The sequence below is a fragment of the Caulobacter sp. AP07 genome (genome assembly GCF_000281955.1).
Taxonomy (GTDB): Bacteria; Pseudomonadota; Alphaproteobacteria; order Caulobacterales; family Caulobacteraceae; genus Caulobacter.
In genome coordinates this window covers 1-20,924 of sequence record NZ_AKKF01000306.1, presented here as the reverse complement: position 1 = coordinate 20,924, position 20,924 = coordinate 1, and the positions used below count along the sequence as shown (strand labels likewise).

At 66.9% G+C, this 20,924-nt stretch carries 22 protein-coding genes and 2 tRNA genes; 16 read left to right on the top strand and 8 right to left on the bottom strand.

Annotated elements, in window-relative coordinates:
- Positions 1-106: 106 nt before the first annotated feature.
- The 3 genes from PMI01_RS25420 to parE all read right to left on the bottom strand — a co-directional run bounded on the left by PMI01_RS25420 (position 107) and on the right by parE (position 3,491).
- Positions 107-544 (bottom strand): hypothetical protein, encoded by a 438-nt coding sequence (locus PMI01_RS25420; protein ID WP_007676503.1) that lies wholly within the window; start codon positions 542-544, stop codon positions 107-109.
- 110 nt (positions 545-654) lie between these two features.
- On the bottom strand, positions 655-972 hold the full coding sequence (locus tag PMI01_RS25415; protein WP_007676502.1) for a UrcA family protein: 318 nt from the start codon (positions 970-972) through the stop codon (positions 655-657).
- A gap of 398 nt (positions 973-1,370) precedes the next feature.
- Complete coding sequence (parE, locus tag PMI01_RS25410) at positions 1,371-3,491, bottom strand: DNA topoisomerase IV subunit B (protein ID WP_007676501.1); 2,121 nt, start codon at positions 3,489-3,491, stop codon at positions 1,371-1,373.
- A 160-nt stretch (positions 3,492-3,651) separates the two neighbouring features.
- Here parE and PMI01_RS25405 point away from each other — a divergent pair, with 160 nt between their 5' ends.
- Positions 3,652-4,008, top strand: coding sequence for a Kazal-type serine protease inhibitor domain-containing protein (locus PMI01_RS25405; protein WP_007676498.1), 357 nt, complete (start codon positions 3,652-3,654; stop codon positions 4,006-4,008).
- Entirely contained in the window at positions 4,008-4,406 is a 399-nt protein-coding gene (locus PMI01_RS25400; protein WP_035038478.1) for a putative quinol monooxygenase, read from the top strand. The genes PMI01_RS25405 and PMI01_RS25400 overlap by 1 nt, the downstream gene beginning before the upstream one ends.
- Positions 4,407-4,464: 58 nt before the next feature.
- On the opposite strand, the gene glnA is transcribed toward PMI01_RS25400, so the two are convergent.
- Positions 4,465-5,874, bottom strand: a complete 1,410-nt coding sequence (glnA, locus tag PMI01_RS25395; RefSeq protein ID WP_007676492.1) for a type I glutamate--ammonia ligase — start codon at positions 5,872-5,874, stop codon at positions 4,465-4,467.
- Between the two features lie 39 nt (positions 5,875-5,913).
- A complete protein-coding gene (locus tag PMI01_RS25390; RefSeq protein WP_007676488.1) occupies positions 5,914-6,252 on the bottom strand; it encodes a P-II family nitrogen regulator in 339 nt (112 codons plus the stop codon).
- Positions 6,253-6,757: 505 nt separating this feature from the next.
- On the opposite strand from PMI01_RS25390, the gene PMI01_RS25385 reads away from it, so the two are divergent.
- Together PMI01_RS25385 and PMI01_RS25380 are read left to right on the top strand one after the other, a co-directional pair.
- Positions 6,758-7,327: a histidine phosphatase family protein gene (locus tag PMI01_RS25385; RefSeq protein WP_007676486.1), complete on the top strand. Its 570-nt coding sequence runs from the start codon at positions 6,758-6,760 to the stop codon at positions 7,325-7,327.
- 30 nt (positions 7,328-7,357) lie between these two features.
- The gene (locus PMI01_RS25380; protein ID WP_035038481.1) at positions 7,358-8,827 is read left to right on the top strand and encodes a bifunctional ADP-dependent NAD(P)H-hydrate dehydratase/NAD(P)H-hydrate epimerase; all 1,470 of its coding nucleotides are present in this window, start codon (positions 7,358-7,360) and stop codon (positions 8,825-8,827) included.
- Here PMI01_RS25380 and PMI01_RS27340 read toward each other — a convergent pair.
- Positions 8,824-9,000, bottom strand: coding sequence for a hypothetical protein (locus PMI01_RS27340; protein ID WP_007676480.1), 177 nt, complete (start codon positions 8,998-9,000; stop codon positions 8,824-8,826). The genes PMI01_RS25380 and PMI01_RS27340 overlap by 4 nt on opposite strands.
- A gap of 365 nt (positions 9,001-9,365) precedes the next feature.
- Here PMI01_RS27340 and PMI01_RS25375 point away from each other — a divergent pair.
- From PMI01_RS25375 to PMI01_RS25355, 5 genes are all read left to right on the top strand, one after another.
- Positions 9,366-9,450: transfer RNA gene (locus tag PMI01_RS25375), tRNA-Leu, on the top strand.
- Positions 9,451-9,654: 204 nt separating this feature from the next.
- Positions 9,655-11,013, top strand: coding sequence for a trigger factor (gene tig, locus PMI01_RS25370; RefSeq protein ID WP_304412075.1), 1,359 nt, complete (start codon positions 9,655-9,657; stop codon positions 11,011-11,013).
- Positions 11,014-11,192: 179 nt separating this feature from the next.
- A complete protein-coding gene (locus PMI01_RS25365; protein ID WP_007676476.1) occupies positions 11,193-11,819 on the top strand; it encodes an ATP-dependent Clp protease proteolytic subunit in 627 nt (208 codons plus the stop codon).
- Between the two features lie 127 nt (positions 11,820-11,946).
- On the top strand, positions 11,947-12,297 hold the full coding sequence (locus PMI01_RS25360) for a hypothetical protein (RefSeq protein WP_007676473.1): 351 nt from the start codon (positions 11,947-11,949) through the stop codon (positions 12,295-12,297).
- A gap of 30 nt (positions 12,298-12,327) precedes the next feature.
- A complete protein-coding gene (locus tag PMI01_RS25355; RefSeq protein ID WP_007676471.1) occupies positions 12,328-12,666 on the top strand; it encodes a hypothetical protein in 339 nt (112 codons plus the stop codon).
- Position 12,667: 1 nt separating this feature from the next.
- Here PMI01_RS25355 and PMI01_RS25350 read toward each other — a convergent pair whose 3' ends face one another.
- Positions 12,668-13,339, bottom strand: a complete 672-nt coding sequence (locus PMI01_RS25350) for an HAD-IB family hydrolase (RefSeq protein ID WP_007676469.1) — start codon at positions 13,337-13,339, stop codon at positions 12,668-12,670.
- 375 nt (positions 13,340-13,714) lie between these two features.
- On the opposite strand from PMI01_RS25350, the gene clpX reads away from it, so the two are divergent.
- The 4 genes from clpX (at position 13,715) to PMI01_RS25330 (ending at position 18,369) form a co-directional block, all read left to right on the top strand.
- Positions 13,715-14,977, top strand: a complete 1,263-nt coding sequence (gene clpX, locus PMI01_RS25345) for an ATP-dependent Clp protease ATP-binding subunit ClpX (protein ID WP_007676468.1) — start codon at positions 13,715-13,717, stop codon at positions 14,975-14,977.
- A gap of 401 nt (positions 14,978-15,378) precedes the next feature.
- A complete protein-coding gene (gene lon / locus PMI01_RS25340) occupies positions 15,379-17,778 on the top strand; it encodes an endopeptidase La (RefSeq protein ID WP_007676466.1) in 2,400 nt (799 codons plus the stop codon).
- 147 nt (positions 17,779-17,925) lie between these two features.
- Complete coding sequence (locus PMI01_RS25335) at positions 17,926-18,204, top strand: HU family DNA-binding protein (protein WP_007676465.1); 279 nt, start codon at positions 17,926-17,928, stop codon at positions 18,202-18,204.
- 90 nt (positions 18,205-18,294) lie between these two features.
- A tRNA-Val gene (locus tag PMI01_RS25330) sits at positions 18,295-18,369 on the top strand.
- Between the two features lie 26 nt (positions 18,370-18,395).
- On the opposite strand, the gene PMI01_RS25325 is transcribed toward PMI01_RS25330, so the two are convergent.
- On the bottom strand, positions 18,396-18,587 hold the full coding sequence (locus PMI01_RS25325; protein WP_007676464.1) for a hypothetical protein: 192 nt from the start codon (positions 18,585-18,587) through the stop codon (positions 18,396-18,398).
- A gap of 278 nt (positions 18,588-18,865) precedes the next feature.
- Here PMI01_RS25325 and PMI01_RS25320 point away from each other — a divergent pair, with 278 nt between their 5' ends.
- The 3 genes from PMI01_RS25320 to PMI01_RS25310 form a co-directional block, all read left to right on the top strand.
- Positions 18,866-19,048: a hypothetical protein gene (locus tag PMI01_RS25320; protein WP_007676463.1), complete on the top strand. Its 183-nt coding sequence runs from the start codon at positions 18,866-18,868 to the stop codon at positions 19,046-19,048.
- A 61-nt stretch (positions 19,049-19,109) separates the two neighbouring features.
- The gene (locus PMI01_RS25315; protein WP_007676462.1) at positions 19,110-20,321 is read left to right on the top strand and encodes an esterase-like activity of phytase family protein; all 1,212 of its coding nucleotides are present in this window, start codon (positions 19,110-19,112) and stop codon (positions 20,319-20,321) included.
- A gap of 26 nt (positions 20,322-20,347) precedes the next feature.
- Positions 20,348-20,924: DNA glycosylase AlkZ-like family protein (locus PMI01_RS25310; RefSeq protein WP_007676460.1), on the top strand; the 577-nt coding region annotated here is incomplete at its 3' end.

The following is a 20,924-nucleotide window of genomic DNA, read 5'->3' as shown; positions in this document are numbered from 1 at the left end:
CCGGCGCTCCGCGACCCTTTCCGAGAGCTCAGCGGGTTTCCGCGTGAGGCCGCGAGGCCGCGCCCACGGCTGGGGACATGCCCATGGGCATGTCCCCGACTGTGCATCAGGCCTCGGTCCGCTCCGACTTGGCCAGGCCGAGGGACAGAACGGCCGAGAACGCGGCCAGCAGGCCCAGCACGGTCAGCAACAGGATCTCGGCCCAGGCGGGGGCCATCACTGTAGGGGAGGGAGGAACGGTGCTGTTGGCGTAGCCGATGGCGCCGGCCAGGCCGGTGAAGGCGGCGGCTGCAAGCGCCAGCAAGGGTCCGCCGGCGATGAAGGCGGTCACCAGGCGGCGGGCGCGGTCGCGCAGCAGCGGGGCGGCGACGATGGCGGCCAGCAGCAGCACGGCGATCGCCTGCACGGGCAGGGCGGCGTGGGCGAAGACGCCGGCCAGGCTCAGGCGCCCGGCCGGTTCCGCCGCCAGGGCGGGAAAGGCGATGGCGAGGGGGAGGAGGGTCGCCAGGCCGGCGGCCACGAGGATCGGGCGGTTGATGCGCATCACTTGCTCCTTCGGATTACGGATGTAATTCGAAACGGAGATTACAAGTGTAATTCTATCTGTCAACGCCGTGCGGTCGCCCGGCCTTGCGGCCGGGCGACGCGCGCCGACTAGCGGGCGCTGGGCGCGACGTCGAGCGAGGCCCGCGACGACTGCAGTTGGGCCATGGCGCCGGCGACGGCGTCGCGGTGGCAGGGCGAGCCGGCGATGGCGCGCTTCACGCCCAGGGCGCTCTGGGGATAGGCGCCGCAGACTTCCAGGGCGGCGGCGTCGATGCGCTTCATCATCCGGTGGGCGTCGCGCGGATTGTTGAGGTCCAGCTTGGCCTTGGAGACGGCGATGCTGACGGTTTCCGAAGGGGCGGCGCTGGCGAGCGTGGCGCCGGCCAGGAGCAGGAGGGCGGCGGTCGAGGCGACGAGGATCTTCATGGGTCACTTCCCTGACTTTGGCGACGTCTCGGGGCGCCGCTCGGCTTTGGCTCCGGGCGGGATCCACGGCGGATCGGGTCCGGATTTCACAAGCTCACCCTTGCATCTGCCCAAAAATCACCCGGGAAAAGCGAAATCGGTCGACAAATCGGTCAAAAATGCAGCGAAAGCGAGAATCCAAGCCGAGAAAGTCGAATTCATTTCGAGGCTTAGCCGCTGTTGAGCGGCGCGAATGTGAAATGTCAGATTCTTCAATAGGTCCGTCGCGCCGGGGGCGAAAAGGCCGCCTGGCCGGGTCATGGCGCTCCAGCCGAGGCATGAGCACGCGCCGCTCGGGCGGTCACACCGGGGATCCAGCGCGAGTCGGAGTCCGGGCGTGGATCGACCCTGTCGCTCGCCTAGACGTCCAGGTCGTCGGCCGCGAACTCGGCGTTTTCCTGGATGAAGCGGAAGCGCAGTTCGGGCTTGCGGCCCATCAGGGTCTCGACCAGGGCCTCGACCGCCTCTTCGGAGCGCGGCAGGGTGATCTTGGCCAGGGTGCGCACCGCCGGGTCCATGGTGGTCTCCTTGAGCTGGGAGGCCATCATCTCGCCCAGGCCCTTGAAGCGGCCGATCTCGGGCTTCTTGCCCTTGAACATCGTGGCCAGCAGCTCGTCCTTGTGCTCGTCGTCGCGGGCATAGGCGCTCTTGCCGCCATGGCTGAGGCGGTAGAGCGGCGGCAAGGCCAGGAACAGGTGCCCGCCGCGGATCAGCTCGGGCATGGTCCGGTAGAAGAAGGTGATCAGCAGGCTAGCGATGTGGGCGCCGTCGACGTCGGCGTCGGTCATGATGATGATCCGCTCGTAGCGCAGATCCTCTTCCCGATACCGGCTGCCGCTCTGGGCGCCCAGGGCCAGCATCAGGTCCGACAATTCCTTGTTGGCGCTGAACTTCTCGCCGGTCGCCGAGGCGACGTTGAGGATCTTGCCGCGCAGGGGCAGGATCGCCTGGTTCTTGCGGTTGCGGGCCTGCTTGGCCGAGCCGCCGGCGCTGTCGCCTTCGACGATGAACAGCTCGGCCCCGTCCACCGCCCCGGCCGCGCAGTCGGCCAGCTTGCCGGGCAGGCGCAGCTTGCGAGTCGCCGAGGCGCGCTGGACTTCCTTGTCCTTGCGGCGTTTGAGCCGCTCCTCGGCGCGGTCGATGACGAATTCCAGCAGGGCCTGGGCGGCCTTGGGGCTGCCGGTCAGCCAGTGGTCGAACGGGTCGCGCAGGGCGTTCTCGACGAAGCGCTGGGCCTCGGACGACGACAGTTTTTCCTTGGTCTGGCCCTGGAATTCCGGGTTCTTGATGAACACCGAGATCAGGGCGCCGGCCTGGGCGATGACGTCGTCGGCGGTGATGATCGCCGCGCGCTTCTCGTTCTTCAGCTCGGCATAGGCCTTGAGGCCGCGGGTCAGGGCGGCGCGCAGGCCGCTCTCGTGGGTGCCGCCTTCGGGGGTAGGCACGGTGTTGCAGTAGGACTGCATGAAGCCGTCGTGCTCGCCGAAGCCGCGCGGCGTCCAGGCGATGGCCCATTCGACGGCGCCGGCCTCGCCCTGGCGCTCGATGCGGCCCGAGAAGCTCTCGGGGGTGACCAGTTCCAGGCCCTTGGTGCGCTCGGCCAGGAAGTCGGCCAGGCCGTTGGGGAAGTGGAAGACGGCTTCGGCCGGGGTCTGGTCCTGGATCCGCGACGGGTCGCAGGACCATTTGATCTGCACGCCGCGGAACAGGTAGGCCTTGGAGCGGGCCATGCGGTACAGGCGCGCCGGCTTGAAGGCCACGCCCTCGCCGAAGATCTGTTCGTCGGGGATGAAGCGCACCTGGGTGCCGCGCTTCTTGCTGGGGCCGACCTTCTCGACCGGACCCAGCGGCTTGCCGCGCGAGAACACCTGCAGGTGCTCGAAGCCGTCGCGCCAGACGGTGACCTCGACCCGTTCGGACAGGGCGTTGACCACCGAGGCGCCCACGCCGTGCAGGCCGCCGGAGGTCTCGTAGGCCTTGCCGCTGAACTTACCGCCCGCGTGCAGGACGGTCATGATCACTTCCAGCGCCGACTTGCCCGGATGCTTGGGGTGGGGGTCCACGGGCATGCCGCGGCCGTCGTCCTTGACCGACAGGTAGCCGTCGGCGTCGAGCTTGACCTCGATGGTCTTGGCGAAGCCGGCCACGGCCTCGTCCATCGAGTTGTCCAGCACTTCGGCGAACAGGTGGTGCAGGGCCCGCTCGTCGGTGCCGCCGATGTACATGCCCGGCCGCTTGCGCACGGGCTCCAGGCCTTCCAGCACCTCGATGTCGCTGGCGGTGTAGCCGCCGGACGAGGGCGCGGACGAGGGTTCCGGCGCGGGTTTGGCGCTGGTCGCGCCCGGGGGCGGCGGGGCGGCGGGACGCGGGGCGGGTTCGCGATGTGGTTCGCGGGCCGGCACGGGCGACGCGGGCACGGGAGCCAGGGCGTCGTCGCCAAACAGCGAGAAGGAAGCGTTGGGATCGTCTTTGGAGGACATTACGGGAACATGCGTCGATTCGGCGGGAGCGCCCCGTATGGGCCGCCCGGGGCGTGAAGAAAAGGGGTGGAAAGCTCGGCCGCCGGGCGATTTGCCGGTGCGGGCCGGGACATGCCAGGATGACCCCCTCAAGACCAACCCAAACGCGCGGAGACCTTCGATGATCTGGCGTCCCCTCACGGTCCTCCTGGCCGCGTTGACCCTGCTCGGCTGCACCGCCGCCGCGCCTTCGGGGCCGTCTTCGCCGCCCCAAACCTCGCACCGCGCGCCGGTCGCCGAGGGCGGCATGTGTGGCGGCTTCGCGGGCTTCCAGTGCGCCGAAGGGCTGAGCTGCCAGATGACCGCCGGCCAGTGCCACACGGTGGCCGACGCGGCCGGCGTCTGCCGCAAGCCGCCGCAGATCTGCACGATGATCTACGCCCCGGTCTGCGGCTGCGACGGCAAGACCTACGCCAGCGCCTGCAACGCCGCCGCAGCCGGCGTCAGCGTCGCGACCCAGGGGGAATGCAAGACCTGATGCCGGCATCGGATGGCACGCGGCGGGCGATCCTGGCGGGCGGCCTTGCGGTCGTCGCGGCGAGCGGCGCCTCGCCGGCCCAAGCGGAGGGAAAGCCCATGTACGGACTGATCGGCCAGATGAAGGCCGCGCCCGGTAAACGCGATGAGCTGATCGCCATCCTGAGCGCGGGGACCGAGGCCATGCCGGGGTGTCTCAGCTACATCGTCGCCAAGGACGCGACCGACGCCGACGCGCTGTGGATCACCGAGGTCTGGACCGACCAGGACAGTCACGCCGGTTCGCTGAAGCTGCCGTCCGTCCAGGCCGCCATCGCCAAGGCCCGCCCGATCATCGCCGGCTTCGGCCACCGCTTCGAGACCGTACCGGTGGGCGGTGTCGGTCTGGGCAAGGCCTAACGAAAAAAGGCCCGCGGATCGCTCCGCGGGCCTCGTCCTTCGTCCTAGGCCGTAAGACCTAGCACTTGTAATACATGTCGAATTCGACCGGGTGCGGGTGCAGGGTCAGGCGCATGACCTCTTCCATCTTCAGCTCGATGTAGCTGTCGATGAAGTCGTCATCCATGACGCCGCCGGCCTTCAGGAAGGCGCGGTCCTTGTCGAGGTTTTCCAGGGCCTCGCGGAGCGAACCGCAGACTTCCGGGATCTTCTTCTGCTCGCGGGGCGGCAGGTCGTACAGGTTCTTGTCGGCGGCCGCACCCGGATCGATCTTGTTGGCGATGCCGTCCAGGCCGGCCATCAGCAGGGCCACGAAGGTCAGGTACGGGTTGCCCATCGGGTCGGGGAAACGGGCTTCGATGCGCTTGGCCTTCGGCGAGTCGACGTGCGGGATGCGGATCGAGGCCGAGCGGTTGCGCGACGAATAGGCCAGCTTCACCGGAGCTTCGTAGCCCGGCACCAGGCGCTTGTACGAGTTCGTCGTCGAGTTCGAGAACGCGTTGATCGCCTTGGCGTGCTTGATGATGCCGCCGATGTACCACAGGCACATGTCCGACAGGCCGGCGTACTTGTCACCGGCGAACAGCGGCTTGCCGTCCTGCCAGATCGACTGGTGCACGTGCATGCCCGAGCCGTTGTCGCCGAACATCGGCTTGGCCATGAAGGTGGCGGTCTTGCCGTAGGCGTGGGCCACGTTGTGGATCACGTACTTGTAGAGCTGCATCCGGTCGGCCATCACGACCATGGTGTCGAACTTCAGGCCGAGTTCGTGCTGGGCGGGCGCCACTTCGTGGTGGTGCTTTTCCGGCTTCATGCCCAGCTCGCCCATGACGGCCAGCATTTCGCCGCGCAGGTCCTGGGCGCTATCGACCGGATTGACCGGGAAGTAGCCGCCCTTGGGGCCCGGGCGGTGGCCCATGTTGCCCTCGGGATATTCCTTGGCCGAGTTGCCCGGCAGCTCGACGGAGTCGAACGAGTAGCCGGTGTTGTTCGAGGCCGTGCTCCAGCGCACGTCGTCGAAGATGAAGAACTCGGCTTCCGGACCGAAGAACACGGTGTCGCCGACGCCCGAGGCCTTGACATAGTTCAGGGCGGCCTTGGCGATCGAGCGCGGGTCGCGGTTGTAGGGGGTGCCGGTGTCGGGGTTCACCACGTCGCAGAACAGCGCCAGGGTGGTCTGCTGGTAGAACGGGTCGATGATGGCGGTCGACAGGTCCGGACGCAGCTTCATGTCCGACTCGTTGATGGCCTTCCAGCCCGAGATCGACGAGCCGTCGAACATGGTGCCGTCATTGAGGAAGTCGTCGTCGACCAGGTCGATGTCGAAGGTGACGTGCTGCAGCTTGCCGCGAACGTCCGTGAAACGAACGTCGACGTACTTCACGTCCTTTTCCTTGATCAGGTCCAGGATTTGCTTGGCGGTGCTCATAGTTATCCCCTTTGAGCGTTAAGCGGTTACAGCCCGGGCCTAGACGGCGGCGGGGCCGGTTTCTCCGGTGCGGATGCGGACGACTTCCGTGATCTCCGACACGAAAATCTTGCCGTCGCCGATGCGGCCCGTGCGGGCGGCGGCGGTGATGGCTTCGAGGGCGGGCTCGAGCTGACTGTCTTCGACAACGACTTCGACTTTGATCTTGGGGAGAAAGTCGACGACATATTCGGCGCCGCGATAGAGTTCGGTATGACCCTTCTGGCGGCCGTAGCCCTTGGCTTCCAGCACAGTCATGCCCTGCACGCCCATTTCCTGGAGCGCCTCTTTGACCTCATCGAGCTTGAACGGCTTGATGATGGCTTCGATCTTTTTCATCAGACTTCTTTCACGCCCAAACGGCGCGGGCGCCGCTGACAGAGCGGCACGGAGCACGCCGACCCGCCGGCCCACAAGCGCGCCGGCGCCGTTTATCACGCCACATGCGTCGCGTTTTGTTTGTTGCTTATAAATTGATCACACAACGCCCGAAACATCATCAGTGCGCGTTTGGTCGGCCAAACCGCCTTGCGGGGGGCGATTGGGCGCCTAGGATCGCGGAAACGATCGTTTCGACAGGGGTGAACATGCCAGAAGCCGCGCCGCCGTGGATCGGATCGCATCGGGGGCCGTCCGGTCGAATGGCGAAAAATACGCCGTCGATTCGAAAACTGCTGAAGATTGTGGCGAATGACCCGTTTGCGAAGGTGGTCAGGTCAGGGTTGGTTCTTGCGCATCCCGGCTTCCCCATGGCGAGCGGCGCCCATGACCGCGCTCGAAGCGTCACGGCAAAACCCGGCGCCGGCGCGCGGGCGGGAATATCTTTCGAGCCGGGACACGTTCGATGAGCCGCATCCATATGATCCGCCACGGCCGACCGGCCTCGACCTGGGGCGACGCGGACCTGGATCCAGGCCTGGACGCCGTGGGCGCCGAGCAGGCGAGGGCGGTGGCCGAGGCCCTGCTGGCCTTGCCGGCTCCCGAGCGGCCGACCCGGGTCGTCAGTTCGCCGCTGCGGCGCTGCCGCGAAACGGCCCAGCCGCTGGCCGACGCGCTGGGCGTGGCGCTCGAGATCGACGCGCGGGTGGGCGAGATTCCCACGCCGACCGCCCTGGCCCCCGACGATCGTCCGGCCTGGCTGCGGCAAGCTTTCGAGGGACGCTGGAGTGAGATCCGGGGCGACCTGGACTATGGCGCCTGGACCCGCGATGTGGCCCAGGGCGTGGCGTCGCATCCCGGGGCGGCGGTGTTCAGTCATTTCGTGGCGCTGAACGCGGCGGTGTCGGTGGCGACCGGCGGCGAACAGGTGGCCGCGTTCCGGCCGGACCATGTTTCGGTGACGGTGTTCGATCTGGTCGATAGCGGCTTGATCCTCGTGGAGAAAGGACGCGAAGCTTCGACCCAGGTGCTTTAGACCGCCATGGTCCTGGGCTTGGGAGTCGTCGTGCCGCGCGAAATCATGACCGTCGCCGAGATGTCCGCGGCGGATCGCGCCGCCGTCGACGGCGGCACGCCGATCACGACCCTGATGGAGCGCGCCGGCCGGGCGGTGGCCGAGGTCATTCGCGACCGGTATCCGCGACGGTCCACGGTGGTCTGGTGCGGCCCGGGCGACAATGGCGGTGACGGTTACGTCGTCGCGCGGCACCTGCGCCGGCGGGGCTGGCCGGTCCGGGTCGAGGCGCTTTGCCCGCCCGTCAGTCCGGCGGCCCGCTGGGCGGCGTCGCGCTGGAAGGGCGAGACGGGCCCCCTGGTGTCCGAGCCGGGCTCCGCGGCGCTCTATGTCGATTGCCTGTTCGGGGCGGGCCTGTCGCGTCCGCTCGACGGCGAGGCCGAGCGCCTGGCGCGGGTGATGACCGGCGAGGCGGGGATCGTCGCGGTCGACACGCCCAGCGGCGTTCTCGGCGATACGGGCCGTCCCCTGGGCGACTGGGCGCTGAAGGCGGAATTGACCGTGACCTTCCATCGCCGCAAGCCCGCTCACGTCCTGGCCGACGGCCGGGCGGCCTGCGGCGCGGTGGTGGTGGCCGACATCGGCCTGGCGGCGACGGGGCAGGGCGCTCTGTTCGAGAATGAGCCCAGCCTGTGGGTCGCGCGGTTCCCCTGGCCGGCCTTCGACGCCCACAAGCATGCGCGCGGACGGCTGATGGTGGTCAGCGGCGAGGCCTCGAGCACCGGCGCGGCGCGGTTGGCGGCGCGGGCGGGGCTGCGGATCGGGGCGGGCGTGGTGACCGTGCTGTCGCCACCGAACGCCTTGGCCATCAACGCCGCCCATCTGGAGGCCGTCATGCTGGCGCCCTTCGACAGCGAGGTCGACCTGCAGGCGCGCGCCGAAAAGGCCGACGCCGTGGTCGTCGGGCCGGCGGCGGGCGTCGGCGAGGCGACGATGCGTCACCTGTTCGCCCTGGCGCGGACCGGCGCGGCCCTGGTGGTCGACGCCGACGCCCTGACCAGCTTCGCCCAGGACCCGGAGGCCCTGTTCTCGGCCCTGGACCGCGACGACGTGCTGACCCCCCATCCGGGGGAGTTCGAACGGATCTTTCCGGGCCTGCTGGCGGCGTCGCCCGAGCGCATCACCGCAGCCCGGGAAGCGGCGCGGCGGGCGGGGACGGTCGTGCTGTTGAAAGGGCCCGACACCGTGGTCGCCGCGCCGGACGGCCGGGCGGCCGTCAGCCTGAACGGAACGCCCTGGCTGGCCACGGCCGGATCAGGCGACGTGCTGGCCGGCTTCATCGCCGGCCTGATCGCCCAGGGCATGGAGAGTTTCGAGGCCGCCTGCGCCGGGGCTTGGATTCATGCGGAGGCCGGCGCGGCGCATGGGCCGGGTCTGATCGCCGAGGACCTTCCAGGCCTGGCGCCGGCCGTGCTGGCCCGGCTCCAGGCGGCGCGCGGCGTCAGTTCCTCAATGCCCTAGCTGTCGAGACGGACCAGGATCACCTGGGCGGGGACGCCCTCGTCGAACAGGGCGTCGCTGATCGCCAGCGCGGCCTGGAACGTGCGTTCCTCGACGGTGTCGGTGAACAGCACCCGGTCTCCCCGCCTCACCGTCCAGCCGTTTTCGCCTTCGATGACTTCGATGGTTTCCATAGGTCGCGCTCGCTCCCGGATGAAAGGCCAAACTCGTCCGTGACGGGATTGGTTCCGTGCGGTTGCGCGCAATTTTTGCCGAGTGAGGGAAGGTAGAAACACCGGCCCGGGCGTCAGTCGGGGGGCATGGCCCGGGCCGGTGCAGGTCCGAGGCGTTTTTCAACAGCGTCGGACATGATCATAACCGGCGGCCGGGCAGGTGGTTCCGGTGTCCGGCGAATATTTCGCGAGAGCCTCCTCGAGCCTGTTCTGGACGGCTTTCGAAGCGCTTCGGAAGGCGCGGACCGGGGGCGACGGAAGGCGCCGTGAGCGGCTCTCGACTTGCAAACCCCGCCGGGCATGTCTAACCCGCCTTTGCGCACGGCGCGGATGTGGCGAAACTGGTAGACGCACTAGATTTAGGTTCTAGCGCCGAGAGGCGTGGAGGTTCGAGTCCTCTCATCCGCACCAGCTTATCGGGCCTTTGGCCCGATGGGCGCACCACTTTGTCGGGCCTTTGGCCCAAGGGCGCACCAATGCCCTTGGACGGTCGCCAAACGCATGACATAAGGGCGCTCTTTCGCCGCCCCGGTGACGTGGGCGGCTTTGATGTTTTGACCCCTGGGGCGGACGACGGGCGCGGGCGCCCAGAGAGCCGAGAAGCTAAGAATGTCGATGCAGATCGTTGAAAAGTCGGGCGAAGGCCTCAGCCGCGTTTATGGCGTGACGGTGCCCGCGAGTGAACTCGCCACGCGTCTCGAGGCTCGGATCGCCGAGGTCGCGCCCCAGATGAACGTCAAGGGCTTCCGCCCCGGCAAGGTGCCGACCGCGCACGTTCGCCGCCTCTACGGCAAGGCCCTGATGGGCGAAGTCATCGAGGCGACGCTGAACGAAGGCGCCCAGAAGGTGCTGGACGACAACAAGCTGCGCCCGGCGGGCCAGCCCGACCTGAAGCCCTCGTCCGACATGGACAAGGTGCTGGCCGGCGGCGAGGACCTGGCGTTCGAACTGGCCGTCGAGGTGATGCCCGAGTTCGAGCCGATCGACCCGGCGTCCATCGAACTGACCAAGCCGGTCTACAAGGTTTCGGACGCCGAGACCGACGAGGCGCTGGCCGACCTGGCCAAGCAGGCCCGCACCTATGAGCCGCGCAAGGGCAAGTCCCTGAAGGCCAAGGACGGCGACCAGCTGCTGATCGACTTCGTCGGCACCATCGACGGCGTCGCCTTCGACGGCGGCACCGCCAACGACGCCGAGCTGACGCTGGGTTCGAACCAGTTCATCCCGGGCTTCGAAGCCCAACTGGTCGGCGCCAAGCCGGAAGACGTCGTGACGGTGAAGGTCAACTTCCCGGACGACTATCAAGCCGCCAACCTGGCCGGCAAGGCCGCCGAATTCGCCACCACCGTCAAGGAAGTGCGCGCCCCGGTCGACGCCGAGCCGGACGACGAACTGGCCAAGCGCCTGGGTCTGTCGGACCTGCAGGCCCTGAAGGACCTGCTGAAGTCGAACCTGGAAGGCCGCTACAGCAACTCGTCGCGCTTCAAGCTGAAGCGCGCCCTGCTGGACATCCTCGACAGCAAGCACGACTTCCCGCTGCCGCCGCGCATGGTCGACGCCGAGTTCGACGGCATCTGGCAACAGGTTCAGGCCGACAAGACCCAGGGCGGCCTGCCGCCCGAGGACGAAGGCAAGACCGAAGACCAGCTGAAGGACGAGTACCGCAAGATCGCCGAGCGCCGCGTGCGCCTGGGCCTGGTGCTCGCCGAAATCGGCCGCAAGAACGACGTGGCCGTGACCGAACAGGAACTGGCCGACGCCATGATGCGCGAAGCCCGCCAGTACGGCGCGCAAGCCCAGCAGGTGTTCGACATGTACCGCCAGCGCGCCGACCTGCAGGCCGCGCTGCGCGCCCCGATCTACGAGGACAAGGTCGTCGACCTGATCTTCGGCAAGGCCAAGATCGAGGAAAAGGAAGTCTCCAAGGAAGAGCTGATGGAAGAAGACGATCTTCCGGAAGGCTACGGCGGCTAAGGCTTCCGTTCTCCGACACGAAGAGGGCGCGGTCCGCGAGGGTCGCGCCCTTTTTCATGCGCCAAGCTTCGGCCCGGCTCCTTGCAACCTGTTAAGCGCCACGCGATATGCGATGGCGACGGCGCGCGGGGGCTGATTCGCGTTCGCGCCGCCCAGACACAATGAAAAGGGCGATCCCTATGTACGATCCGGTAGCAACGGCGATGAACCTCGTGCCGATGGTGGTCGAACAGACCAGCCGCGGCGAGCGGGCGTTCGACATCTTCTCCCGCCTGTTGAAAGAGCGGATCATCTTCCTGACCGGGCCCGTCGAAGACGGGATGGCCAGCCTGATCTGCGCCCAGCTGCTCTTCCTGGAGTCCGAGAACCCCAAGAAGGAAATCGCCATGTACATCAACTCGCCGGGCGGCGTGGTGACGTCGGGCCTGGCGATCTACGACACCATGCAATACATCAAGAGCCCGGTCTCGACGGTGTGCATGGGTATGGCGGCCTCGATGGGCAGCCTGCTGCTGCAAGCCGGCGCGCCGGGCCAGCGCATCGCGCTGCCGAACGCCCGGATCATGGTCCACCAGCCGTCGGGCGGCTTCCGCGGCCAGGCCTCGGACATCGAGCGCCACGCCGAGGACATCATCAAGACCAAGCGCCGCTTGAACGAGATCTACGTCAAGCACACCGGTCGCACCTATGAGGAAGTCGAGAAGACCCTCGACCGCGACCACTTCATGAGCGCCGAGGAAGCCAAGGCCTGGGGCCTGATCGACCACATCAACGAAAGCCGCGACGACGCGGACGCCAAGGCGTAGGCGTCTCTAGATCTTCCAGATTCTGGAAAGCCGTCGGCCGAGAGGTCGGCGGCTTTTCATTTCGGATAACTTTGGTTTGTGTTCAAGGCCGAGCGCGTGCGAAGTGCGGCTCAGGGGGACGCAAGTCATGATCTTCAGGTTCGGCCGCCTCGCGGCGATGGCCATTTCGGGCGCGATCCTGGCGCTCGCCGCGCCGATCGGCGTCGCCGCTCATGCGCAATGCGACCCGTCCCAGTGCACCAATCCCAATGCCTATCAGAACCTGCCGACCACGCTCGCGCCCCGGACTTTTTCGGCCCTGAAAGCCGCCAAGGTCCATTGCCGGTCGGAGCCGATCGTCTGGCGGACGACCGGCGGGCAGGTCTACAGCGCCAAGTCCAAGGGCTATGGCAAGATCAAGCCGGGCTTCTACATGTGCCGGTCGCACGCGGAGACGGTGGCGCGGATCAACGCCGAGAGCGGCCAGAAGCCGCGCTAGGCTTCCTTTCCATCGTAACAAGGAGCCGGCATGCGTCGATCGTTCGGGTTTATCGCGCCGGCTGTACTGGCCGGGATTCTGGTTCTTGGCTCTGAGGCCGTCGCTCAGGAATGCGATCCGGACGTCTGCGCCAATCCCAACGACTATCGACACCTGGTGGGCGCGGCCGCGCCTCGCACCTTTACAACGCTGAAGGCCGCCAAGGTTCTCTGTCCGTCGGAGCCGATCGTCTGGCGAACGCGCGACGGTCGGGTCTATGGCGCGAAGGCCAAGGCCTACGGGAAGATCAAGCCGGGCTACTACATGTGCCGGTCGCACTCCAACACCATCACGCGGATCAACGCCCAAAGTCTTGCCAAGCCGCGCTAGCTCAGCCCGGCTTGCCCCGGAAGATCCGGTAGCCCTTCTCGTGGGCGATCGCCAACATCTCGTGGTCGCCGGAGGTGTCGCCGTAGGCGGCGGCCAGCGACATATCGTCGCCGAACTGCTCGCGCAGACGGATCACCTTTTCGGGCCCCCGGCAGTTGGGGCCGAGCAGGGCGCCGTTGATCCTGTCGTTGAGGTCGAGCGCCAGGCGCGAGCCGATCAGCACGTCGGCGCCCAGGCCGCGAGCGAACGGGGCCACGATCACGTCGGGCGAGGCGGTGACGATCACCAGCTTGGCGCCCTTGGCCCGCCAGCGCCGCCAGACGGCCAGGGCGTCGGGACGGAACAGGCGAGGGGCCTGCGACTGGGCGAAGGCGCGGGCCTCGCGCTCCAGCTGCTCCAGGCTGACGCCGCGCAGAAACTCGCGCACGGCGGCGGCCTTGATCTTGCCGCGGTTGCGGTCGAACACATAGGCCGTGGCGGCCGGGAACAGGCGGATCATGCCCAGGGCGTGGCGCGCCGGGCTGGCACGCCATTTCAGGAAGGCCGTGAAGCTGTCGCGAACCGTCAGGGTGCCGTCGAAATCGAAAGCCACCAGAGGCGGGCCCTCGTGCATGTCGCCCGTCATCGGGGTAGAGGCCGTCAGCCCCTTGGCCATCAGTGAACGTTTCGCCATTCGTCTCCGCGCAAGCGCGCCCCGCAACCTTGACGGCCTTGCATCACGATTCCGCCGCCGCCGCCTAAGATCATCGTGGTTTGCGACGCACTCTTCACGGGGCGTTCGCCGATCCGTACGGGGAGCGAACCGGTCCCCGCTTGCGTTGACGTCCTGGAACGCCATCTTAGGGAAGAATTCCATGAAACCGCACACACCATCCACGAACTTGGGGGCTGTAAAACGGCTCCAAGGCTTGTGCCGTGCGTCCGGATCGGGGAATGTCAAGGATTAGACAACTCCCAGCGGATATCCTGCTGCCTCGGTGGCGGGATAGGCGCTAAGGAGTCGGTGGTTTCGGCTTCGGCCCAGACCGCCCTAGCGTGAGAAGCGACCATGACGAAAGCCGCGAGCGGCGACACCAAGAGCACCCTCTACTGTTCTTTCTGCGGAAAGAGCCAGCATGAGGTGCGCAAGCTCATCGCCGGCCCGACGGTGTTCATCTGCGATGAATGCGTCGAACTCTGCATGGATATCATCCGTGAAGAGCACAAGATCGCCTTCGTGAAGTCCAAGGATGGCGTGCCCACGCCGCGCGAGATCTGCGAAGTCCTGGACGATTACGTGATTGGGCAAAATCACGCCAAGAAGGTGCTCGCGGTCGCGGTGCACAATCACTACAAGCGCCTGAACCACGCCTCGAAGAACAACGACGTCGAGCTGGCCAAATCCAACATCCTGCTGGTCGGTCCGACCGGCACCGGCAAGACGCTTCTGGCCCAGACCCTGGCCCGAATCATCGACGTGCCGTTCACGATGGCCGACGCCACCACCCTGACCGAAGCCGGTTATGTGGGCGAAGACGTCGAGAACATCGTGCTCAAGCTGCTGCAGGCCGCCGACTACAACGTCGAACGGGCGCAGCGCGGCATCGTCTACATCGACGAAATCGACAAGATCAGCCGCAAGTCCGACAACCCGTCGATCACCCGCGACGTGTCGGGCGAGGGCGTGCAGCAGGCCCTGCTGAAGATCATGGAAGGCACCGTCGCCTCCGTGCCGCCGCAGGGCGGGCGCAAGCATCCCCAGCAGGAGTTCCTGCAGGTCGACACCACGAACATCCTGTTCATCTGCGGCGGGGCCTTCGCGGGCCTGGAGCGCATCATCTCGGCGCGCGGCCAGGGCAAGTCGATCGGCTTCGGCGCCAAGGTGGCCGATCCGGAAGAGCGTCGCACGGGCGAGATCCTGCGCGGCGTCGAGCCTGACGACCTGCAGCGCTTCGGCCTGATCCCGGAATTCATCGGCCGTCTGCCGGTGATCGCCACCCTGGAAGACCTCGACGAGGCCGCCCTGGTGAAGATCCTGACCGAGCCGAAGAACGCCTTCGTCAAGCAGTACCAGCGCCTGTTCGAGATGGAGAACATCGGCCTGACCTTCACCGAGGACGCGCTGCACGGCGTGGCCAAGAAGGCCATCCTGCGCAAGACCGGCGCCCGCGGCCTGCGCTCGATCATGGAAGGCATCCTGCTGGAGACCATGTTCGAGCTGCCCAACTACGAGGGCGTCGAGGAAGTGGTGGTCAACGCCGAGGTCGTCGAAGGCCGCGCCCAGCCGCTGCTGATCTACGCCGAGAAGAAGGGCGGGGCGGCTTCGGCCTGATCCCCCTGAGCTTCGGCTTCGAAAATCTGGCGCGTCCGGCCTGGCCGGGCGCGCCTTTTTCGTCACACAGGTCGTCCGATCGTCGCCGCGAGCCGGACGAGACCGGCGATCCTGGCGACCGCGCCGGCAAGCTCTCGCGCGTCGCGCCGGGCCGACCGCAAGAATATTGCATGGCCCAGCTCGACCTGGGGCACGTGCGCACCAGCGTCACCGCTCGTGCGCGACTTGTCGCCGCTAGGAGGCGAGTGCGCTTGAACCGTGTTGCAAAAGGTCCACATAAATAACGAACATCCGCTCAGTCCCGGGCGGACGGGTCGTACGACTCAGGCGCATCGTCTGGGGGACGGCGGTCCGCGTGGCTGAACGCGAGATCAACGCGACGGCCAGGAGTAAAAGGCATCATGTCTGAGATTCGTACGCTTCCTGTGTTGCCCCTGCGGGATATCGTTGTGTTCCCGCACATGGTCGTCCCGCTCTTCGTGGGGCGTGACAAGTCGGTGCGCGCCCTTGAAGAGGTGATGCGCGGCGGCAAGGAGATCCTTCTCGTCACCCAGAAGAATTCGGCCGACGATGATCCGGCGCCGGGCGACATCTATGACGTCGGCGTGCTGGCCACCGTCCTGCAACTGCTGAAACTGCCCGACGGCACCGTGAAGGTGCTGGTCGAGGGCAAGGGGCGCGCCGCCGTCGCGCGCTTCACCGACCAGGAGGCCTATTACGAGGCCCAGGTCGGCGAGGTGAATGAAGACCATGGCGTCGGCCCCGAGGCCGAGGCGCTGTCGCGCGCCGTGGTCGAGCAGTTCGAGAACTACGTCAAACTGAACAAGAAGGTGCCGCCGGAAGCCCTGGCCTCGATCCCGCAGATCGCGGAACCGGGCAAGCTGGCCGACAGCATCGCCGCCCACCTGTCGGTGAAGATCGGCGACAAGCAGCACCTGCTGGAAATCTTCGACGTCGTGAAGCGCCTGGAGAAGGTCTTCGCCCTGATGGAGGGCGAGATCTCGGTGCTGCAGGTCGAGAAGAAAATCCGCTCGCGCGTCAAGCGCCAGATGGAGAAGACCCAGCGCGAATATTACCTGAACGAGCAGATGAAGGCGATCCAGCGCGAGCTGGGCGACCCCGACGACCAGCGCGACGAGCTGATCGAGCTCGAGAAGCGCATCAAGAAGACCAAGCTTTCCAAGGAAGCCCGCACCAAGGCCGAGGGCGAGCTGAAGAAGCTGCGCAACATGAGCCCGATGTCGGCCGAGAGCACCGTGGTCCGGAACTATCTGGACTGGATGCTGTCGATCCCGTGGGGCAAGGCCAAGACCAAGAAGATCGACCTGGTCGAGGCCGAAGCGGTTCTCGAGGAGGACCACTACGGCCTGGAGAAGGTCAAGGAGCGCATCCTCGAGTACCTGGCCGTCCAGGCCCGCACCAACTCGCTGAAGGGCCCGATCCTGTGCCTCGTCGGTCCTCCCGGCGTCGGCAAGACCTCGCTGGGCCGTTCGCTGGCCAAGGCGACCGGGCGCGAGTTCGCCCGCATCTCGCTGGGCGGCGTGCGCGACGAGGCCGAGATCCGCGGTCATCGCCGCACCTATATCGGCTCGATGCCCGGCAAGATCATCCAGACGATGAAGAAGGCCAAGACCACCAACGCCTTCGTCCTGCTGGACGAGATCGACAAGATGGGCAGCGACTATCGCGGCGACCCGTCCTCGGCCCTGCTCGAGGTGCTGGACCCGGCTCAAAACTCGACCTTCGGCGACCACTATCTGGAAGTCGACTACGACCTGAGCCAGGTGATGTTCGTCACCACGGCCAACAGCCTCAACATGCCCCAGCCGCTGCTGGACCGCATGGAGATCATCCGCATCCCCGGCTACACCGAGGATGAGAAGCTGGAGATCGCCAAGCGCCACGTCCTGCCCAAGCTGATGAAGGACCATGGGCTGAAGGAGACTGAGTTCGTGGTGCCGGAAAAGGCCATCCGCGACCTGATCCGCTACTACACGCGGGAGGCCGGCGTGCGGTCGCTGGAGCGGGAGCTGAGCGCCCTGGCGCGCAAGACCGTCCGTGACCTGGCGCGCGAGAAGGTCGCCACGATCACCGTCGACGACGAGCGCCTGGCCAAGTACGCCGGCGTGCAGAAGTACCGCTACGGCGAGACCGACGAGGTCGACCAGGTCGGCATCGTCACCGGTCTGGCCTGGACGGAGTTTGGTGGCGAGATCCTGACCATCGAAGCCGTGAAGATGCCGGGCAAGGGCCGCATGACGGTCACCGGCAACCTCAAGGACGTGATGAAGGAGTCGATCTCGGCGGCCCAGTCCTACGTCCGCTCGCGGGCCGTGCACTTCGGCATCAAGCCGCCGATCTTCGAGAAGACCGACGTCCACATCCACGTGCCGGACGGCGCGACCCCGAAGGACGGCCCGTCGGCCGGCGTCGCCATGGGCCTGGCCATGGTCTCGGTGCTGACCGGCATCCCGATCCGCAAGGACATCGCCATGACGGGCGAGATCACCCTGCGTGGCCGGGTCACCGCCATCGGCGGCCTCAAGGAGAAGCTGCTGGCCGCCCTGCGCTCCGGCGTGAAGACCGTTCTGATCCCTCAGGAGAACGAGAAGGATCTGGTCGACGTGCCGCAGAGCGTGAAGGACGGCCTGGAGATCATCCCGGTCTCGACGGTCGACGAAGTGCTGAAACACGCCCTTGTCGGCCCGCTCACGCCAGTGGAATGGCGAGAAGAGGATGAGCCGATTGCTGCAACTGCGAAGGTTGATGACAGCGACAGTGACGCTGTTCTGACCCACTGACAGTAACTTATTGTTGATAACTTAGGCGGCGCGGAGATTTTCCGCGCCGCCTTCGTTTGACGGGCCGTCCGAAGCCCGCATACTCCTGCCGGAGCGAAGCGGTGTCAGCTGTAGCCAGCGCCGCCGCTTTCATGCTGGGAGAAGAACATGACCACAAAAGCCGAACTCGTCACGGCGATCGCCGAAAAGGCGGGCATCAACAAGAACCAGGCTAAGGACGCTCTCGAAGCTTTCATCGACGCGGTCACCACTTCGCTGAAGTCGGGCGAGGATGTGCGTCTCGTCGGTTTCGGCACCTTTAAGGCCGTCGCGCGCGCCGCGGGCACCGCGCGAAACCCGCGCACCGGCGAAACCGTGAACCGCCCGGCCTCGAAAACGGCCCGGTTCCAGGTCGGTGAAGGTCTGAAGACCACTCTGAACGGCTAATCCAGTATCCAAGTTTCGGGGGCGGGGCGCCGCGAGGCGGCCCGCCCTTTTCTATGCGGAACGATGCGTCTCCCACCGCAGCGTTCCAATGGGCGGTTAGCTCAGCGGTAGAGCGTCTCGTTTACACCGAGAGGGTCGGGGGTTCGATCCCCTCACCGCCCACCAGGCACCAAGAAGGCGATGGCCGGCGCCTATCCTCCAAGCGCCCGCGCCAGGCACAGGACCGCGCCGGCGAAGGACGCGGCCGAGAGGATCAGCAGGCCGGTGGCCGCGACCGCCGCGCCCTTGGGCAGCAGCAGGAAAAAGACCAGACCCGCCAGGAAACCGGCGAGGATGATCAGGCAGAGGCTGCCCACGAAATAGACCGGCCTGCGAACGATCATTCGATTCATACCCCCACACACACGCAACTACGCCGCCAGATCTTGCCTTCGCCGTGCGGAGGAAGACGTTCAGTGGCTTACGGCAATTGTTTGGGCGCTCCCATCGAGGTTACAAAGTTTTACAATCTCGTATGGGGTTAATATCAGAGGAGTATTATTGAATATCGGCGCGTCAAGGGCCTTTCAAAAGCTTGCCGATGCTTGATTGAAAAATGAAACGCATGGCATACAGCCTCAAGGTTAATGGCCAGAAGCCGAGAGCCGAGAGGGGCGAAGCTATGTCCAGCATCGAGATCAGGGCCACCCAGGACGGATGGCGAGTCTGCTATGGCGAAGAGCTGGTTTCGATGGCCCGCGAAGAGGCCACCGCGTTCCAGGCGGCGCTCGACTATTGCAGCAAGCTGTTCCTGCGCGGCGTTCGCGCCCAGGTGACCCTCGACCGGTCGGCCTTTCGCGGCTGAACACCTGTCCACCCTGACCGACGCGGTGGACATCCGCCTCGGCGGCCCGCACTGATCGGCCATGCCGACTCCCCATGACGCCATCACCGTCACGCGCCTGACCTGGACCGATCACGTCCTCGAAGAGGTCGAGACGCCGCGCGGGCGATTGCGGATCACCCTGGGCCTGGGTTCGGGCCTGACCCGGCGCGCCGGCGATCCGGCGGGCGTCGTGTGGGCGATCGGCGATCGCGGGCCCAACATCAAGGTCGGCCCGGCGGTCGATGACTACGGCCTGACCCACCTGGTCGGGCTGAGCGGCCTGGACGGCGCCAAGATCATGCCGCGCCCGAGGATCGGGCCGATGTTGGCCCAGCTTCGGGTCGAGGGCGACGTGGTCACCTGCCTTCAGGTCCTGCCCTTGCGCGACACGGCCGGCGCGACCTTCAGCGGCCTGCCGATCCCCGGCGGCGACGCGGCCATGGAGCCGACCTTCGACCTCTCCGGCGCCGCCCTGGGCGATCATCTGGCCGGCGCCGACACCGAAGCGGTCGCGGCCCTGGCCGACGGGAGCTTCCGGGTCGCCGACGAATACGGACCTTCGATCCTCAAGGTAGGGCCCGACGGCGTGGTGTTGGCGCGCTGGGTTCCCGCCGGGCAGGAAACCGCCCTGGCGGGCGCGGCCTATGCGGTGATCGGCGTCCTGCCGGCCCTGGCCGCGCGGCGACGACTGAACCGCGGCTTCGAGGCCCTGGCGCTGTCGCCGGACGAGCGGAGACTGCATGTGATCCTGCAAAGCCCGCTCGCACCCGAGGACGAGGATGGGGACGAGGGCGACGCCGATGCGGTCGGCCATGCCAGGCTCTGGACGCTCGACGCCGAAACCGGCGCGACGATCGCCGAGCACCTCTATCCCTTCGATCCGCCCGAGAGCTTTCGGCGCGACCTGGAGGCTGGGCCGGTCGGGCCCGAGGACCTGAAGATTTCCGAAGCGGTGTCGATCGGCGATGACCAGCTTCTGGTCCTGGAGCGCATTTCGCGAACCTCGAAGCTCTATCGCGTCGCCCTGGCCGAGCGCCTGCTGACCAAGACCCTGGTGCTGTCGACCGACGACTGGCCGTGGATCGACGCCGATCTCGAAGGCGTCACGCTGCTGTCCGACCGCGAGCTGCTGTTGTGCAACGACAACGACTTCGGGATCGAGGGGCGCGAGACCGTGTTTTTCAGGGTCACTTTCCCGGAGCCCCTTGGTGACATGGCGTCGGCTGCTGATGGCAGGCCGTCGGGAGGCTAGGCAGGGCTGGGGTGTCGGAGACGCGCATGGGCGTTGCGGGAGCGGTTTCGGAGGCGCGGGTTCTGGACCGCCGCGCGCTCAACAGGGCGCTGCTGGACCGGCAGTACCTGCTGGCGCGCGCCGAGCTGTCCGTGCCGCAAGCGCTCGATCGCCTGGTCGCCCTGCAGGCCCAGTCGCCCAAGGCGCCGTACTTCGCGTTGTGGGCTCGGCTGAAGGCGTTTCAACCCGAAGACCTGTCCGCGGGGCTCGAGGACCTCAGCCTGGCGCGCGGGACGTTGCTGCGCGGTACGCTGCATGTCGCCGTTGCGCGCGACTTCGCGGCGATCCGGCCGCTGATCCAGCGCGGGCTCGACCGGTTCCTGACCGAGGGTAGCGTTTACGGACGGGCTCTGGCCGGCCTGGACCGCGAGGCTATCGTCCAGGCCTCCCACGACCTGCTGCATGAACGACCCCGGACGACGACCGAGTTGAGGACGGAACTGGCGTCGCTCTGGCCGGGGCGCGATCCCCAGGCGCTGGCCATGGTGGCGCGCATCATGCTGCCGATGCTGCAACTGCCGCCGCGCGGGCTGTGGGGACGCGGCGGGCAGCCGATGCTGGCGG

Excerpts from the sequence above, each read along its gene's own strand:
- clpX (WP_007676468.1), top strand. The coding sequence starts at position 13,715 with ATGACGAAAGCCGCGAGCGGCGACACCAAGAGCACCCTCTACTGTTCT.
- PMI01_RS25385 (WP_007676486.1), top strand. The coding sequence starts at position 6,758 with ATGAGCCGCATCCATATGATCCGCCACGGCCGACCGGCCTCGACCTGG.
- PMI01_RS25420 (WP_007676503.1), bottom strand. The coding sequence starts at position 544 with ATGCGCATCAACCGCCCGATCCTCGTGGCCGCCGGCCTGGCGACCCTC.
- PMI01_RS27340 (WP_007676480.1), bottom strand. The coding sequence starts at position 9,000 with ATGGAAACCATCGAAGTCATCGAAGGCGAAAACGGCTGGACGGTGAGG.
- PMI01_RS25350 (WP_007676469.1), bottom strand. The coding sequence starts at position 13,339 with ATGGCGAAACGTTCACTGATGGCCAAGGGGCTGACGGCCTCTACCCCG.
- PMI01_RS25320 (WP_007676463.1), top strand. The coding sequence starts at position 18,866 with ATGTCCAGCATCGAGATCAGGGCCACCCAGGACGGATGGCGAGTCTGC.
- PMI01_RS25365 (WP_007676476.1), top strand. The coding sequence starts at position 11,193 with ATGTACGATCCGGTAGCAACGGCGATGAACCTCGTGCCGATGGTGGTC.
- lon (WP_007676466.1), top strand. The coding sequence starts at position 15,379 with ATGTCTGAGATTCGTACGCTTCCTGTGTTGCCCCTGCGGGATATCGTT.
- PMI01_RS25360 (WP_007676473.1), top strand. The coding sequence starts at position 11,947 with ATGATCTTCAGGTTCGGCCGCCTCGCGGCGATGGCCATTTCGGGCGCG.
- PMI01_RS25390 (WP_007676488.1), bottom strand. The coding sequence starts at position 6,252 with ATGAAAAAGATCGAAGCCATCATCAAGCCGTTCAAGCTCGATGAGGTC.
- PMI01_RS25325 (WP_007676464.1), bottom strand. The coding sequence starts at position 18,587 with ATGATCGTTCGCAGGCCGGTCTATTTCGTGGGCAGCCTCTGCCTGATC.
- PMI01_RS25335 (WP_007676465.1), top strand. The coding sequence starts at position 17,926 with ATGACCACAAAAGCCGAACTCGTCACGGCGATCGCCGAAAAGGCGGGC.
- parE (WP_007676501.1), bottom strand. The coding sequence starts at position 3,491 with ATGTCCTCCAAAGACGATCCCAACGCTTCCTTCTCGCTGTTTGGCGAC.
- PMI01_RS25355 (WP_007676471.1), top strand. The coding sequence starts at position 12,328 with ATGCGTCGATCGTTCGGGTTTATCGCGCCGGCTGTACTGGCCGGGATT.
- glnA (WP_007676492.1), bottom strand. The coding sequence starts at position 5,874 with ATGAGCACCGCCAAGCAAATCCTGGACCTGATCAAGGAAAAGGACGTG.
- PMI01_RS25405 (WP_007676498.1), top strand. The coding sequence starts at position 3,652 with ATGATCTGGCGTCCCCTCACGGTCCTCCTGGCCGCGTTGACCCTGCTC.
- PMI01_RS25315 (WP_007676462.1), top strand. The coding sequence starts at position 19,110 with ATGCCGACTCCCCATGACGCCATCACCGTCACGCGCCTGACCTGGACC.
- PMI01_RS25415 (WP_007676502.1), bottom strand. The coding sequence starts at position 972 with ATGAAGATCCTCGTCGCCTCGACCGCCGCCCTCCTGCTCCTGGCCGGC.
- PMI01_RS25400 (WP_035038478.1), top strand. The coding sequence starts at position 4,008 with ATGCCGGCATCGGATGGCACGCGGCGGGCGATCCTGGCGGGCGGCCTT.
- tig (WP_304412075.1), top strand. The coding sequence starts at position 9,655 with ATGCAGATCGTTGAAAAGTCGGGCGAAGGCCTCAGCCGCGTTTATGGC.